This window comes from Alsobacter sp. SYSU BS001988, assembly GCF_054796215.1.
Genome location: NZ_JBTAMK010000009.1, coordinates 137939 through 153471 on the forward strand (window position 1 = coordinate 137939; position 15533 = coordinate 153471).

Below are 15533 nucleotides of genomic sequence, written 5' to 3' on the forward strand. Positions count from 1 at the left end.
CCACGGGGCCTAAGGTCGAGCTTGGCTGCCCCCCGTGTTTTAGATCAGCCGGTTAGACGGGGTTGAACCTTCTGATTGCAAGTCGAGCGCGTCTGCCAGGACAGCACTCAGGATTGGGGGAGCGGTTGCCTGGACGCCAAACCACCCACTGTTAAGTCTGTTCTGCGCCGTCTAGGACGATGTCAGCCTTTGACCCGTTGCTGACATTGCGAATGTCCGCTCCTGGGCGGCGACTTGCGAGATCTTGCGAGTGTTTCTGGCCTAGAGGTCGCTGACAGTCTAGGCAGCGTCCGCGCCCATGTATCCCAATCGGAGCATCTCGCGGGCGTCAGGGTCGGAGGCGAGGCCTTGGTGGCGAATCTCGCCCCTATCGATGACCGCGAACCGGTCGACATATTGCAGCGCCTTCACGGCCAATTGTTCGAACACGATGACGGTGACGCCCGTCTGGCGCAGCATGGCCAGGGTTTCGTAGACCTTGTCGATCAGGATCGGTGCGAGCCCGAGTGATGGTTCATCGATCAGGACAAGGCGAGGTCGCGCCATCAAGGCTCGCCCGATTGCCACCATCTGCTGCTCGCCCCCGCTGAGCGTCGCCACCGCGCGGTGTTTGCCGCTGCGAACAGCGTCGGGCATCAGCGCGTAAATCTCGGTCAGGCGCCGGGTGGTCTCCGACCGGCTTGCCCCGGCCCCGAACGCGCCGAGCGTGAGGTTCTCGTCCACAGTGAGCTGGCCGAAAAGACGCCGACCCTCCGGAATCAGGGCGACGCCCGAGCCGACCAATCCGCGGCGCCCGGCGCGCTCTGTGACGTCGGTGTTTTCCAGCAGCAGGCGACCAGCGGTGGGCCGGATCGCTCCGGCCAAGATGAGAGCCAAAGTCGACTTGCCGGCCCCATTCGGTCCGACGATGGCCGTAAAGGAACCGGCGGGCGCAGACACGGCGACGTTGTGCAGCGCTAGAACGCCATCGTAGCGATGCTCGACGCCGACCGCCTCGATCATGGGATTGCGTATCTGGGTCATGGCGGGAGGCCTCACGCTCGCTCACGCAGCTTCGATCTGGGCCGGCGCCCCGTCCGCGCCGAAATAGGCGCGGTGGACCTCAGGGTCGTGGCGGATCTCCTCAGGCGCGCCTTCGGCCAGGACCCTGCCGAACTCCAGAACGACGATCCGGTCGGCGACGCGCAGCACCTCCTGCACGGCGTGATCGATGATCAGGATCGTGACCCCGGCGTCCCGCATGCCTCTCAGGATCGCCCGGATGGCGGAGCGCTCCCTTTCGTCGAGGCCGGAGAACGGCTCGTCCATGGCGACCAGCGATGGCGCGAGGGCCAGCGTGCGCCCGATATCGGCCACCTTCTGGACGCCGAAGGGCAGGGCGCTCGGCAGAGCCTCCGCGTTCGCCGTCAGGCCGAGCGCGGAGAGGATCATGGTGGCGATCACTTCGGGAGACCTGGCCGAGAGCCCCGCCTGGGCACGGCGCGCTGCGCCGAGGCGCGCGGCCGACTCGATGTTCTCGCGCAAGGTGAGTTCGGCGAAGAGTTCGGCATGCTGGAAGGTGCGCCCCAGGCCGAGCGCCGCGCGCGCGTAGGGAGGCTGGCGGATGAGGTCGTGCGCGCCGAAGCGCACGGCCCGGGCGGCCGTCGCGCGGTAGAAACCGCCGATCACGTTAAGCAGGCTGGTCTTGCCGGCCCCGTTCGGCCCGATCAATCCCAGCGTCGCGCCGGCCGGCGCTACGAAGGAGATGTCCTGGAGCGCCTTGACGCCGCCGAAACTGAGGTCGAGCCCATCCACGATCAGGGCTTCCGTGGCCCTCGGCAAACAGGTTCGCACCAGCTCCTCGATGGCGGCGGGATCGATGGCCGAAGACTCCTGCGCGCTTTCGCCGGCTTTGCGCCTTGGGGGGCGGAGCCAGTCGGCGAGAGTCGGGACGATGCCCTTCTGCATGAAGAGGAGCACAGCCACGGTTGCGGCCCCGAACACGAAGACGGAGACGTTGGGCACCCCGCGCGCGGCCTCCGGAACGGCGACGATGAACGCCGCGCCGAGCAGGGCGCCGAGGAGGTTGCCGGCGCCGCCGACCACGGTCGCGACGATGAGCTGCACCGAGGCGTCCAGACTGAACGCGATCGGGTCGAGATAGGAGATCGTGAAGGCGATCCCCACGCCGGCGAGCGACGCGACCGCGGCGCTGAATGCGAAGGCCTTGGCGTTCTCCACATGCGGGCGCAGGCCCATGGCGGCGGCGGCCGTCCGCTGGCTCTTCACGGCCAGCCAGCGCCGGCCGATCGAGCCGGACGCCACCACGTCGACGACGATGAGGGCGAGCGTCGCCAGCGTGACGGTCATCACCACGGCGCCGCGCAGGTCCAGCGTCCGGGCGAGCAGGACGCTCCGGGCGGGGGAGACCTGGATGCCCTCGTCTCCGCCCGTGACGGAGGTCCAATGCCCGATCACCTCGGTCGCCGCCATGCAGAGCGCCAGCGTGAGCAGTCCGAAGTAGAGGATCGAAAAGCGACCGGCGCTGATCCCGAGAATGAAGCCCGCGACGGCCGACAGGGCGATGGCGCACAGGACGGACAACTCGACCGGCCAGCCATGCAGGGCGAACTGGGCGGCCGTGTAGGCGCCGATGGCCATGAAGGCCGTGTGGCCCATGGACCAGATGCCGCACAGGCCGGCCAGCAGGCTGACCGCCGCCACCGCAATGGCGTAGAAGGCGATCGAGGCGATGACGAACTGTCCATAGTCGCCGACGAGGCCTGGCCAGCCGACGACGGCGGCGACCAGCGCGCCTGCGACGAGCGTGAGGATGCGGCGGAGCGAGGCGTTCATACGCGCTCCTTTCGGGCGGCGCCCAGGAAGCCGGACGGGCGAATGAACAGCACCGCCACGATGATCCCGAACACGATGGTGTCGCGGTAATTGGCCGAGAGGTAGCGACCGGCCACGTTGTCCAGCACCCCGATCGTGAACGCGCCGACGGCCGCGCCCAGCATGCTGGTCAGCCCGCCGAGGAACACGCCCGCGAAGGCGCGGAAGAGGGGAGACAGCGTCAGGTTGGCGTTGGCCGAGCCGTCCGCGGCGAGAAAGAACGCGGCGATGGCCGCGATGCCGCAACCGATGAACCAGGCCAGCGACGCGATCACGGTCGGTCGGATCCCGATGATCCGGGCGGCGAAATGATCCTCGGCGCTGGCCCGCATGGCGACGCCGATCGCGGTGAAGCGGAACAGCCAGGCGATGGCCCCCATGGCGGCGAGCGCGATCACGGTCGCGATGATCTTGTTGAGCGTGAGCGCGACGCCGAAGATGCGGACGGTCCCGGTCGCCACCGGCGCGACCACGATGGGCCGCTGGCCCCAGATCGCGCCGATCACCGCATGGATGACGAGCCCGAGCCCGATGGTCACCACCAGGGCGATGAAGAGGCTCTTGGGGCCGGCTCCAAGCGGCCGGATCAGGAAACGCTCCGTCGCCATGCCGGCAACCCCCGCGATGAGGACCGCCAGCACCAGCGCGGCGGCGGGCGGCAGCCCGGCCGCCATCGCGGAGGTGGTGAGGAACACCGCCAAGGTGGCGGTGTCCCCGATGGCGAAGTTCACCGTGTCGGTGGAGCGGAAGATGATCACGATGCCGAGCGCGAGCAGCGCATAGGCCGATCCGCTGACCAGGCCCGAGGCGATCACGGCCGGCAGGTCGCCCATCTGATGTCCTTCCAGTTGCGTGCGGGAGCAGGGGAGCGGTCGTTCGGGCGCTTACGCGCCGGTCACCACTCGGCGGCGGTGTCGATCGGCTCGCCCACGGCCTCCCAGACGCCGTTCTTCAGGACGACCCGCTGCAGCGTGGAAAGGCCGAGCGGCCGGTCGGGCGCGAAGGTGACGGGCGGCAGGATGCCGCTGTCATAGTTCTTGAGCTTGTAGAAGCCCTCGATGAAAGTGGCGCGGTTCAGCGGCTCGTCCGCCCGGCGCAGCGCCTCGACCACCACCTTGGCGAAACCGAAGCTCAGGAGGGAGTCGAAATCCGGCTTCTGGTCCGGCGCGTATTTGGCCAGGGCGGCGCGATATTCCTTGAGCGCCGGCGTGTCGAGCGAGGCCGGCACGGTCCAGGACACGCCCTTGACGCCCTCCACGGCGGCGCCGCCCAGCAGCGGCAGCGACTGGGTGACGTTGGGCGAGTAGGTGTAGATCGGGATCTGCGAGTTTTGCTGGCGCAGCTCCTTGGCCAGGGCGGAGACTTCCTGGACAACGGCGATCTGGATGATGGCGTCGGGCGCGCGGCGCAGAACGTCGAGGGCGATGGGGGCATAGTCCTGCGTTCCCCACTTCACCGAGATCGCCTCGACCTTGGCCGACGAGTCCGCCTTGCGGATCGCCGCGACGGCGGATTCGCCCGGCTTGTGGTAGGCGGCCGGGTCCGAGTGGATCACCAGGATATTCTTGCGGCCGTCCTTGACCGCCCAGCGGCCGACGGCCGCGGCCTGGTTCTCGTAGAGCACCTGCGCGCTCAGGAGGCCAGGGCGGGGCGGGTTGTACCAGTCCTCGGCCCCCGCGTAGGGCGTCACGAAGGGAGCCTTCTCCTGTTGCAGCACATACGGGAAAGCGGCGGCGGACGGCCCCGTGCCGAACCCGACTGCGATGGCTAGAACTTCGTCGCTGCCGATGAGCTTGCGCGCCGCCGCGACGGTGCGCTGCGGATTGAAGGCGTTGTCCTCGACGATGAACTTGATCTTCCGGCCTTTCACGCCGCCCTGGTCGTTGACGAGGTTGAAATAGGCGTCGGCTCCGGCCCGAACGGGCACGCCGTAGATGGAGACCGGCCCGCTCAACGGCTGCCAGGATCCGAGCTTGATCTCCTTGTCCGTCACGCCCGGCCCGACCTGGGCGGAAGCATGCGTCCCAGTGAACAGCACGCCCGCAAGCAGCGCCGCCACGCCAGCCCAGTTCTTCATCGATTCCTCCCGGACAAGGTCTTCGCCTTCTGAGAAGAAGCCTACGAGGCTCGACAAGGCCGCGCAACTAAATTATTAGACCATATCAAAGAGCGATGATTGAGCTCCGAAGCACACAGGGGAGGAACGGATGACTTTATGTCGGGCGAGGCTTCGCGCTGGCGCGTTTTGCGCCGCTGTGCTGGGCGTTCTCGCCCAACCCGCAACCGCCCAGGAGGCGCCCGGCGTCTCCAAGACGGAGATCACGCTGGGAAGCTGGTCCGCCCTGAAGGGTCCCTTCGCGCTCTATGGCGTCCCTGGCGTGGCCGGGCAGACGGCGTTCTTCGGCCGGCTGAACGACGCGGGCGGCGTCAATGGTCGCAAGATCCGCGTCATCGTCGAGGACCATGGCTACAACCCGCAGCAGGCGGTCGCCGCCGCGCGCAAGCTGGTGGACAGCGACAAGGTTCTGGCGATTCAGGGCTCCTACGCCACCGGCCCCAGCGCCGCAACCTTTCCGTACCTGACCCAGGCGGGCGTGCCCTATGTCATGCCTTACGGCGGCGCCCTCGACTGGTACGAGCCCACGCGCCCGCTGCTCGTCGGGGCTCAAACCCTGCTCGACTATCAGGCCCGCGCCGTCGGCCGTTGGGCCGGCAAGGACAACTTCAAGAATGTGCTGGTGATCCACGCGGCCGCGCCGGCCTTCGAGAAGGTCGCGCAGAACGTGGAGCCCGGCGTCAAATCCGCCGCCGCCGACGCGAAGGTCGAGATGATGCCGGTGAAGCTCGGCACAAGCGATTATGCGCCCATCGCCCTGGAGGTGGCCCGCAAGGCTCCGGACGCGCTGGTGTTCATCGGCACGATCCAGGAGCTCTCGGCCCTCGCGAAGGAACTCAAGCAGCAGAAGGTGCAGACGCAGCTCTTCACCTATGGCGGCAATGTGAGCGCCGACCTGATCAAGATCGGCGGCGAGGCCGTGGAGGGTCTGCGCAGCGTGTCGCTGTCCTATACGGTGGAGTCCGACCAGCCGGCTGTGCGTGAATACCGCGAGGCTCTCGCCAAGTATGCGCCGAACGAGCAGCCCGACTATGGCTCGCTGCTGACCTATGCGCTGGCCAAGATCACCGCGGAAGCCATTCGGCAGGCGGGCGAGCCCTTGAACCGCACCACGCTGGTGCAAGGCTTCGAGAAGCTGAAAAACTATGATTCCGGCATCATCGGGAAGGTCACGCTGACGCCCGAGAAGCATCTCGGCACGACCGACGTGCTCCGGGTGCAGATCCGCGACGGCAAGTGGGTTCCGGTCGGGGACTTCGTCGACGCGCTCGGCGCCTGGTGATCGAGTGGAAGCCGGACGCGCCGCCCCGGCGGAGGGGAGGGTCGCGTCCGGCGCCAGCCGCCTCGGCAACTTGCCGTGTGCTTTCAGCGCTTCTCATCCTTCGAGACGCATCGCCAAGGGGCGATGCTCCTCAGGATGAGGGGCTTGTTGAGTTTCCGGCCAGGCTCTCAGGATGAGGGGTTGGGCATGTTGCTGCGGCCGCCTCACGACATCGGCGTTCCGGCCATCAGGCCGCCATCGATGGAGAATGCGCTGCCGGTGCAAAAGGCGGCTTCGTCGCTGAGCACGTAGGCCAGCAGGGCTGCGACCTCGTCCGGCGTCCCGTAGCGCTTGAGCGGCAGGCGGGCGAGCGACGCCCGCGCGGCGGCTTGCGGGTTCTCGGGCGCGAAGCCGTGCTCGATGTTGTGGATCATCTGCGTGTCGACCGGGCCCGGATGGAGGGTGTTGACCCTCACGCCATGTGGCGCTCCCTCGAGCGCCGCACAGCGCATGAGGCCGAGCACGGCGTGCTTGCTCGCCACATAGGGGGCCATGGCGGGGCTGCCGCGCAGGCCCGCGGTGGAGGACGTGAGGACGATCGACCCGCCCCCCTGGCGCTTCATCAGCGGCAGCAGTCGGCTGAGGCCGATGAAAGGGCCCCGGACATTGATCGCCATCACGCGATCGAAATCGGCGACCTCGGCGGCGCCGAGCATCGCGACCTTGCCCTCTGTCCCGGCGTTCAGGAAGGCGCCGTCGATGCGCCCGAACGCGTCGAGCGCCGCCCGGATCGCGTCGTCCATGGCGCTCTCCTGGGTGATGTCCCCGGCGCTGGCGACCACGTTTCCGTCGAGCTCGCCCGCCAGTGCGTCCAAGGGCTCCCGCGCGATGTCGGTGAGCACGAGCTGCGCGCCCTCCGCCGCGAGACGGCGCGCGGCCGCCCTGCCGACGCCGCCGGTCGCCCCGGTGATCAGGATGGTCTTGCCGGCGAAGCGGGCTTGCGTGGTCATGGGCTTGGCTCCCAATCCTGGCGGGCTGGCAGCTCGAGCTCCAGCAGCATAGCGCTGAGGCTCTTTCCGTGCGGGTCGAGGGCGAGCGAGCGCGTGACGCCGCCGCCAAGCGCCCTCGTCATCACGAAATTGAGCGCCCCGATACCCGGAAGCTCGTAGCGCGCCACCTTGCCGTGGACGATTCCTGCGAACAGCGCTTTCACGCGCTCCGCGGTGACGTGCTCGACCAGAAACGCGTAGTCGCCGGGCTCATGCGCGATCAAGGCAATGTTGGACGTGTCGCCCTTGTCGCCGGCGCGGGCGTGGGCGAGTTCGCGCAGCCGCATCTCAGGCCTCCAGCCAATGCACGGATGGGAGCGCGAGCGTCCGATCCAACAGCGCCGACGCGGCCGCGACGACCTGGCGTGTCGACCATGTCGCGCCGCCTCCTCCCGCCGGGCCGTTGATCCATACGGCCTCGACTTCGCGGCCGATGCGCTGGGCGTCCTGCAAGGTCGCGGTGCGGCCCGCCACGCGGGCGCGGACATCCAGCACCTCGCCGTCGGGCCTTGGCCCGCGGTAGACCGAGTCGACGCCGATCACGTCCATCCGAAGCTCCGAGACCGCGACGCCCAGCATGCGCAGGCGCTCCTCCACGATGGCCAGCGCCAGCCGGGCCCGGGCCTCGGCGCCGGTCCCCCCATAGGAGATCTGGCCTTCGCCGATGAAGCCGTCATGGTAGCCGATGGTGACCTTGAGGCTGTCGGTGCGGGCGGAGCCGCCGCCGCCCGTGAGGCGCACGCGGTTGGGGGCCATCTGCTCGAAACGCGCGCTGGTGAAGTCGGCGACGACGTCCGGCTGGATGTAACGGGCGGGGTCGTGAACCTCGTAGAGCAGTTGCTCCTTGCAGGTGCGGAGGCTGAGTTCGCCGCCGGAGCCGTCGACCTTGCCGAGCACCGCCCCGCCATCCGCGTCGATCTCCGCGAAGGGGAAACCGAGGCGCGCGAGGCCGGCCACGTCCTTGACGCCAGGATCCGCGAAATAGCCGCCGGTCAGCTGCGAGCCGCATTCCAGCAGGTGGCCGATGAGCGCGCCGCGGCCGAGGCGCTCCCAATCGTCCTCCCGCCAGCCGAATTCATGGACGAGGGGCGCCATGAACAGCGCCGGATCGCCCACCCGGCCGGTGATCACCACGTCGGCGCCGCCCGCCAGGGCCTCCACGATCGGGCCGACGCCCAGATAGGCGTTGGCCGAGATCGCCCGGTCGGCGATGGCGCCGAAGGCGCCGGGGCCGTCGGTGAGCGCCGGGCTGGTTTCCCGCACCTGGTCGAGCACGTCGTCGCCGAGCACATAGGCGACCTTCAGTCCCGCGAAGCCGAGCTCCCGGGCGAGGGTCGCGATGGCGCGGGCCGCCCCCGCCGGGTTGGCCGCGCCCATGTTGCTGACGATTCGCACGCCGTTGCGGCGGCAGACCGGCAGGACGGCGCGCATGCGCTCGTCGAGGAGCCGGTCATAGCCGGCGTTCGGGTCCTGCAGCCGGGCCTGCTGGGCGAGCGCGATGGTGCGCTCTGCCAGACACTCGAAGACGAGGTAGTCGAGCTCGCCCTTTTCGGCGAGCTCGACGGCGGGCTCGATGCGGTCGCCGCCGAAGCCCGACCCCGCGCCGATCCTGATTGTCTTCAACGGACTGCTCCGCGGCGATCGGCGGCCATGGCGTCACTCCGCCTCGATGCCGGCTTCCTTGACGAGCGTCGTCCACTTGGCGACTTCGCTCTTCACGTAAGCCGAAAAGGCCTCGACGGACTGCGGCTGCGCTTCGATGCCGAGGGTCGCGAAGCGCTCCTTCACCTCGGGCAGCGCCAGCACGGCGTTCACCTCGCGGTTGAGCCGCTCGATGACGTCCTTGGGCGTCCCCGCCGGGGCGAAGAGGCCGGTCCAGGAAGCGAGGTCGAAATCCTTGACGGCTGTCTCGTCGATGGTCGGCAGGTCGGGGGCGAGCGTGCTGCGCGCCTTGGTGGTGACGGCCAGCGCCCTGAGCGAGCCCGCCTGCACGGAGGTGACCGCCGACGACATGTCGCAGAACATGATGTTGACCCGGCCGCCGATCACGTCCGTGAGGGCAGGCGGATTGCTGCGGTAGGGCACCTTCAGCATCTGCACGCCCGCGCCTCTGGCGAAGCTCTCGGCCATCACGATGCTGGTGGAGCTTCCCGCCGCATAGGTGACGTCGGCAGGCTTGGCTTTCGCCAGCGCGACGAGATCGGCGACGCTTTTCACCGGAAGGTTGGGGTCGACCACCAGGAAGTAGGAGAACACGCCCGTGTGGGCGATCGGGGCGAAGTCCTTGATCGGGTCGTAGTTGAGCTTCTTGTAGAGCGCGCTGTTTGAGCCGTGGGTGGAGTTGGTGCCAAGCAGCAGCGTGTAGCCGTCCGCAGCGGCGCGCGACACCGCCGTGGTGGCGATCGCGCCCGTGGCGCCGATCCGGTTCTCGATCACGAAACCCTGGCCGAGGCGCGGCGCGAGATATTGTCCGAGGATGCGAGCCGCGGTGTCGCTGCCGCTTCCGGCCGCGAAGGGGACCACGATGGTGATGAGCCTCGTGGGATAGGACTGGGCCCCTGCGGTCGCTGTCGCCCCGACGCACGCCAGCACCGCCAGCAACGCTTTCGCCACGCTCCTCATCGCCATCTCCCTTCAACGCGCCGTCATCGGCGTCGCTTTCCGCCCACGTTGGTCGGGGCGCGAGTCTGGGATGACGTTAAGGTCTCGGGGCGGCCGGAGCAACCAAAAGGTCTGATTATTTCAATGGTCTGCTGAGACGTGGGATCACGCCGGTGTTTCGGCCCCGGTCGCAACCGTGGACGTCGCGATGTCGCGGTAGCCGCTGACATGGCGGTCCATGCGCTTGAAAGCGGCGTCCTCATCCCGGTCGCGGATCGCCTTCAGGATCACCGTATGCGCCTTGACGGCGAGGGCCCGCAGTTCGGGCGTGGTGACGTGCTGGTAGTCCATGGCGTCCCTGATGGGCGTCGAAATCGCCTCCATGAGCGCCATCAGCGGCTCATTGCGGCTCGCCCGCGCGATGGCGAGATGCCAGTCCAGATTGATGTTCTTATAGAGGGCCACGTCGTCCACCGACGCCGTGAACTGCTCGTGAATGGCCTCCATCTCGGCCAGTTGCTCGTCGGTGCGATGCCGCGCTGCGAGGCGCGCCAGGGTCGGCTCCACGGCGACGCGACACTCCAGCAGCGAGTCCAGCCGGATGCCGTGCGTGCGCACGAAGAGCTCGACCGAACGCGCCACGGACGCGCGGCCGGGCAACGTCACCATGGAGCCGCCTGTCCGGCCCACCTTGGTGGTGATCAGGCCCTCCGATTCCAGCACGCGAAGCGCGTCGCGGACCGATGTCCGGCTCAGCCCCGATTCGACCACGAGGTCGCGTTCCGTGGGAAGGAAGCTGCCAGGCGTGATCTGACCCTTCACGATGAGCTCGCGCAGCCGGGTCGCCAGGATGTCCGACGCCTTTGGGACGACGACCGGCGAAATGAGCGTGTTGATCTTGATGGTCATGCAGGTCTCCCCGCGTCTGTATCGATCATTCCGGCGCAATGGTCCAACTGTTTACTACAGGCCCATGTACGTTTCCTGAATGGATCGGTCGGTCAGGAACTGTGCGGCCAGCCCCGAACGCGCGATGCGGCCGTGATCGAGGATATGGGCCTCATCGGCAATCTCCAGCACCTCGGTGACGCGTTGCTCGACGATGACGACCGTGAGCCCTTCATCGCGCGCCAGGCGTGTGACGATCTCGAGCACGCGCTCGGCCATGAGGGGCGAGAGGCCCACCGAGGGTTCGTCCAGGAGCAGCAGGGTCGGCCGGCACATCAGCGCCCGCGCGATGGCGCACATCTGCCTCTCGCCGCCCGAAAGCTTGCCGGCGTGCTGGTCCTGACGCTCCAGCAGGATCGGGAAGGCGTCCATGACCTCGCGCATGCGCGCGGCCATGTGTGTCCGCGCCGTCGGCGCATAGGCGCCGAGTTGCAGGTTCTCCTGCACGGTCATGAACGGGAACAGGCGTCCGCCTTCGGGGACCAGCGCCATGCCGAGGCCCGGGAGGGCGTCGGCGCGGATGCCGGTGACGTCGCGTCCGCCGAACGTGACCCGGCCCCGGCTTGGCTTGATCAGCCCCGCGATCGTGGACAGGAGCGTCGTCTTGCCCGCTCCGTTCGCGCCGACGATCGCGGTCACGGCGCCCTTGGGCACCCGGAAGGACACCTCGTGCAGCACCGGCATGTCGTTGTATCCGGCCGAGAGGTCCTCGACGACGAGTTGATCGCTCATGCGCGCCTCTTGCCCACATAGGCCTCGACCACTTCGGGATCGGACAAGACGTCCTCTGCCGAACCTTCGCGCAGGAGCCTGCCGCGATTCATCACGATCACGCGCCGCGAAAAGGCTCGGACGACCTTGAGATTGTGCTCGATGACCAGGAAGGCCACGCCGCCGGCGTTGAGGCGGTGAACCAGGTCGATGATGTCCTGCACCTCGGTCTGGTTCAGGCCCGCCATCACCTCGTCGAGCAACACGATTTGCGGCTCCATGGCGAGCGCCCGCGCCACCTCGAGGCGTCGGCGCTCGCCGAGCGTCAGGTCTCCGGCGCGGTCGCCCGCGCGTCGCGCCAGTCCGACCATGTCCAGCGCCTCGGCCGCCTTTGCGGCGGCGGCCGGCAGGGAGCGGTGGTGCAGGAAGGCGCCCACCATGCCGTTTTCGAGCACGCTCATGGAGGTCAGCGTCTGGGAAATCTGAAAGGTCCGGCCGAAGCCGAGCATCGCCCGCTCGTTGGGCCGCAGCGGACCTATGTCGCGGCCGCCGAAGCGGATCGCTCCGCTCGACGGCGGCAGTTGCCCAGTCAGCAGGTTGAAGAGGGTCGTCTTGCCCGCGCCGTTTGGCCCGATGATGCTGACGACCTCGCCCCGGCCGACATCGAAGCTGACCTGGTCCACGGCGCGCAGGCCGCCGAAATGGCGGGAGGCGTTCTGCACCTGCAGGAAGGGTTCGCCCGTCATGCGGCCGCTCCTTTGCGTCGCAGGCGGCCGAGGCCGCCGCTACTGCGAAACAGCGAACGGAGCCCTCCGACGATGCCCCGGCGCAGGAAGAGCGCGGTCAGCATCAGGATGAAACCGAGCACGATCAGGTTGGCGCCCGGGACCGATCCGCCGAGTTCGGCGCGCAGCCAGCTTTCCAGCGGCACGATCAGCAGCGCGCCCAGCATGGGACCGTAGATCGTGCCGATGCCGCCGATGAGCGCGATCAGCGCCATCTTCACGCCGACGTCGAAGAGCGAGAAGAGGGTGGGCGGATCGGCGACGCGCACATACATCATGTAGAGCACGCCGCCCATGCCGGTCAGCGCCGCGCTGATCGCCATGCCGGCGAGCTTGGTGCGCAGCACATCGATTCCGGCGGCCGCCGCCGCATCTTCGTTGTCGCGAACGGCCTGCAGAGAGTAGCCGAGCCGGCTGCGGGTGACAGCCGCCATCACGACGAGGCACAGCGCCAGGAAACCCAGCATGAGCAGGGCGTAGCTCAGCCGATCCCGGAAGATCATGTTCTGCAGCCCCGCCCGGAACGGGATCGACATCCCGCGCGAACCGCCGGTGAACCGGTCGAAGTAGAGGGCCAGCGACAGCAGCACTTCCGTCATCGCCATCGTGGCGATGGCGAAGAAGGGCCCGCGCAGGCGAAACACCGGCCAGGAAATCAGCACGCTCAGCCCGGCCGACAGCAACGCAGCAGGCAAAAGCGCCAGCCAGGGCGACACCTGCAGGCCGATGTAGAGGTTTCCGACGGTGAACGCCCCGATGGCGAAGAACACGCTGTGGCCGAGGGAGAACTGGCCCCCGAGCCCGCCGATGATGTTCCACGCCGTCGCCAGCCCGGCGAACAGGAACGCGCTCGCCAGGATGTTGAGCGTGAAGCTGTCGCCAGACAGCACGGCGACGAGCGCTCCAAGCGCCGCCACCACGCCGAGCGTGACCGGCAGCTCGTGCCGCAGCGTCTTGACGCCGCCTGTAGTGCGCCATGCGAGGCGCTGCTCACGATTGCTCACGGAGCCCCACTTCCTCTGCGCCAGCGATGCCGAAAAGCCCGGCGGGGCGGATGAGCAGAACGGCGATGAAGACCAGGAACAGAACCGCATGCTTCAGGGCCGGATCGAGGTAGAAGCCGGCGAAGGCTTCCGTCAGGCCCACGACGAAGCCGCCCACATAGGCCCCGGCGACGCTGCCCAAACCGCCCAGCACCACCACGGCGAAGGCCGGCATGATGAAGTTCATGCCGATCTGCGGCGACATGGAATAGAGCGGCGCAAGCAGGCAGCCGGCGAGGCCCGCCAGCGCGGCTCCGACGCCGAAGCTCACCATGTACATGCGTTCGACATTGATCCCCATCAGGCGGGCGGCCTTCCGGTCCTGCGCTACGGCACGGATGGCCTTGCCGGGGAGGGTGGCGCGCAGCCACCAGCCAAGGGCGCCCGCCACCACGGTGGCGGCGACCAGCACGAGGATGCGGGCCAGCGGCACCTGCACGGGTCCGAGCGAGACGGACGACTGGGCCACGGCTGAGTTGACGCTGAAGCTCACGCCCCGCGTCAGCGCCAGCACGACGTTCTCAAGCACCATCAGCAGCCCGAAGGTCGCGAAGACCTGCATCATCGGCTCGCCCTGCAGGGGCCGCAGCAGCACCCAGTAGACGAGGCAGCCCAGCGCGAACAGCGCCGGCGCGACCACCACGGGCGCGATATAGGGATCGAACCCTATCGCCACCTGGGCCGCGAAGGCGCCGTACATGCCCAGCATCACGAACTCGCCCTGGGCGAAGTTGACGATGCGGATCACGCCGAAGATGAGGTTCAGGCCGACGCTGACGAGGCTGTAGATGCCGCCCAGCAGGAGCCCGATCGCCATGATGTTCAGAAATTCGGCCACCAGAGGCTCTCCGGTTCAAGGCTTGGGGCGGGGACGCCGAAACGCCCCCGCCGACAGCGTCAGGCGCGAGGAACGTTGATGACCGAAACGCCCTCGGACGCCGCCTCGGCGGGATAGACCGCCCGCACGGCGCCGCCCTGCCACTGCGCCACGACCGGCAGGGCCCGGGTGTTCTGCATCTTGTCGTCGAACTTCACCCCGTAGCCGGTCTCATAGGTCCCGAGCGGCTTGTCCATGGCGGCGGCGGCCTTGATCACCTTCTCGTAGTCCACGGAGCCGGCGGCCTTGATCGCCTCGAACAGGATTTTCATGCCCACGAAGGCGTTCATGCCCTGCGGAGCGACCGGATCGCGGCCGAGCTTCTCGCGATAGAGCTTCAGGAACGCGCCCGCGCCGGGGCCGTATTTCTCGCTCACATCCGGGCGCGGATAGGACACGAGCAGGATGCCTTCGAGGAAGTCCTTGCCGATCGCCTCAAGCGTTTCCTTGGTGTCGCCGACGCCGCACGACATCATGGCCGCGGGCTTGAAGCCCTGGTCGCGGGCGGCCCGCAGCAGCAGGTTCGTGTCCACCACATAGGCCGTGCTGATCCAGACGTCCGGCGCGAAGTTCTTGGCGCGCAGGATCGAGTCGGTGACGTCGATCGCCTTGGCGCTGTGCGAGCCGATGCCGACCGTGACGCCGGCCGCCTTGAACAGCCGCTGCTGCTCCAGCGCGATCGAGGTGCCGTAGGCCGAGTCCTCGTGCTCGATCCAGACCTTCAGGTCCTTGGGCTGCTTGTTGAGCTTTGCGCCCACGACCTTGATGGCGCCTTCCACGGCCCGGGACGCGAACTCGTTGCTGCTCGGGCCCGTGCGCACGAAATTGGGGAGCCCCCGGTCGGTGAGGTCGCGCGCCAGCGCGTTGGTCTCCCAATAGAGCTTGTTGTAGTTCAGCGCGCTCTCGCTGGCGGCGTTGGAGATGGCGGTCACATAGGTGCCGGCCAGGATGTCGACCTTGTCGCGCCCGACGAGCTGCTCCACCGCGCCGATGCCCTCCTGCGCCGAGGTGGCGTTGCCGCGCACGATCTGGACCTGTCGGCCGAGGAGGCCGCCCTGACCGTTGACCCACTCGGCTGCGAGTTCGTAGCAGCGGGTGACCTCGTCGCCATACTGGGCCATCGCGCCCGAATAGGGGTTCACGGCCCCGATCTTGATTGGCGCGCCCTGCGCGAAGCTGGCGCGTGAACCGGCCGCGAAGGCCGCCCCGGCCGCCAAGACCCCGAATCGCCGTCTGGTGATGGTCATTTCGTCCTCCCGCTGTGTTTT

General features: G+C 68.2%; 15 protein-coding genes. 1 reads left to right on the forward strand and 14 read right to left on the reverse strand.

The annotated features are described in order from the left end of the window. Positions 1-279 precede the first annotated feature (279 nt). From ACYVO7_RS17150 to ACYVO7_RS17165, 4 genes are all read right to left on the reverse strand, one after another. The gene (locus tag ACYVO7_RS17150) at positions 280-1023 is read right to left on the reverse strand and encodes an ABC transporter ATP-binding protein (protein WP_460451020.1); all 744 of its coding nucleotides are present in this window, start codon (positions 1021-1023) and stop codon (positions 280-282) included. Between the two features lie 21 nt (positions 1024-1044). Beyond that, positions 1045-2835 (reverse strand): branched-chain amino acid ABC transporter ATP-binding protein/permease, encoded by a 1791-nt coding sequence (locus tag ACYVO7_RS17155; RefSeq protein ID WP_460451021.1) that lies wholly within the window; start codon positions 2833-2835, stop codon positions 1045-1047. Continuing rightward, on the reverse strand, positions 2832-3707 hold the full coding sequence (locus ACYVO7_RS17160; protein ID WP_460451022.1) for a branched-chain amino acid ABC transporter permease: 876 nt from the start codon (positions 3705-3707) through the stop codon (positions 2832-2834). Before ACYVO7_RS17160 ends, ACYVO7_RS17155 begins: the two co-directional genes overlap by 4 nt. A 62-nt stretch (positions 3708-3769) precedes the next feature. After that, on the reverse strand, positions 3770-4951 hold the full coding sequence (locus ACYVO7_RS17165) for an ABC transporter substrate-binding protein (protein WP_460451023.1): 1182 nt from the start codon (positions 4949-4951) through the stop codon (positions 3770-3772). A gap of 178 nt (positions 4952-5129) precedes the next feature. Here ACYVO7_RS17165 and ACYVO7_RS17170 point away from each other — a divergent pair, with 178 nt between their 5' ends. Continuing rightward, entirely contained in the window at positions 5130-6272 is a 1143-nt protein-coding gene (locus ACYVO7_RS17170; protein WP_460451024.1) for an ABC transporter substrate-binding protein, read from the forward strand. Positions 6273-6475: 203 nt separating this feature from the next. On the opposite strand, the gene ACYVO7_RS17175 is transcribed toward ACYVO7_RS17170, so the two are convergent. From ACYVO7_RS17175 to ACYVO7_RS17220, 10 genes are all read right to left on the reverse strand, one after another. After that, positions 6476-7261, reverse strand: coding sequence for an SDR family NAD(P)-dependent oxidoreductase (locus ACYVO7_RS17175; RefSeq protein WP_460451025.1), 786 nt, complete (start codon positions 7259-7261; stop codon positions 6476-6478). Beyond that, positions 7258-7587, reverse strand: a complete 330-nt coding sequence (locus ACYVO7_RS17180) for an AtuA-related protein (protein ID WP_460451026.1) — start codon at positions 7585-7587, stop codon at positions 7258-7260. The genes ACYVO7_RS17175 and ACYVO7_RS17180 overlap by 4 nt, the downstream gene beginning before the upstream one ends. 1 nt (position 7588) lies before the next feature. Then, the gene (locus tag ACYVO7_RS17185; RefSeq protein ID WP_460451027.1) at positions 7589-8923 is read right to left on the reverse strand and encodes an acyclic terpene utilization AtuA family protein; all 1335 of its coding nucleotides are present in this window, start codon (positions 8921-8923) and stop codon (positions 7589-7591) included. A 33-nt stretch (positions 8924-8956) separates the two neighbouring features. Beyond that, positions 8957-9922, reverse strand: coding sequence for a Bug family tripartite tricarboxylate transporter substrate binding protein (locus tag ACYVO7_RS17190; protein ID WP_460451028.1), 966 nt, complete (start codon positions 9920-9922; stop codon positions 8957-8959). A 144-nt stretch (positions 9923-10066) separates the two neighbouring features. After that, positions 10067-10810 (reverse strand): FadR/GntR family transcriptional regulator, encoded by a 744-nt coding sequence (locus ACYVO7_RS17195; RefSeq protein ID WP_460451029.1) that lies wholly within the window; start codon positions 10808-10810, stop codon positions 10067-10069. Positions 10811-10864: 54 nt separating this feature from the next. Next, positions 10865-11581: an ABC transporter ATP-binding protein gene (locus tag ACYVO7_RS17200; protein ID WP_460451030.1), complete on the reverse strand. Its 717-nt coding sequence runs from the start codon at positions 11579-11581 to the stop codon at positions 10865-10867. Beyond that, a complete protein-coding gene (locus tag ACYVO7_RS17205) occupies positions 11578-12306 on the reverse strand; it encodes an ABC transporter ATP-binding protein (RefSeq protein WP_406857607.1) in 729 nt (242 codons plus the stop codon). Before ACYVO7_RS17205 ends, ACYVO7_RS17200 begins: the two co-directional genes overlap by 4 nt. After that, a complete protein-coding gene (locus ACYVO7_RS17210) occupies positions 12303-13349 on the reverse strand; it encodes a branched-chain amino acid ABC transporter permease (protein WP_460451031.1) in 1047 nt (348 codons plus the stop codon). The genes ACYVO7_RS17205 and ACYVO7_RS17210 overlap by 4 nt, the downstream gene beginning before the upstream one ends. Beyond that, the gene (locus ACYVO7_RS17215) at positions 13336-14226 is read right to left on the reverse strand and encodes a branched-chain amino acid ABC transporter permease (RefSeq protein ID WP_406857609.1); all 891 of its coding nucleotides are present in this window, start codon (positions 14224-14226) and stop codon (positions 13336-13338) included. The genes ACYVO7_RS17210 and ACYVO7_RS17215 overlap by 14 nt, the downstream gene beginning before the upstream one ends. 59 nt (positions 14227-14285) lie before the next feature. Beyond that, the gene (locus ACYVO7_RS17220; protein WP_460451032.1) at positions 14286-15512 is read right to left on the reverse strand and encodes an ABC transporter substrate-binding protein; all 1227 of its coding nucleotides are present in this window, start codon (positions 15510-15512) and stop codon (positions 14286-14288) included. Positions 15513-15533 lie beyond the last annotated feature (21 nt).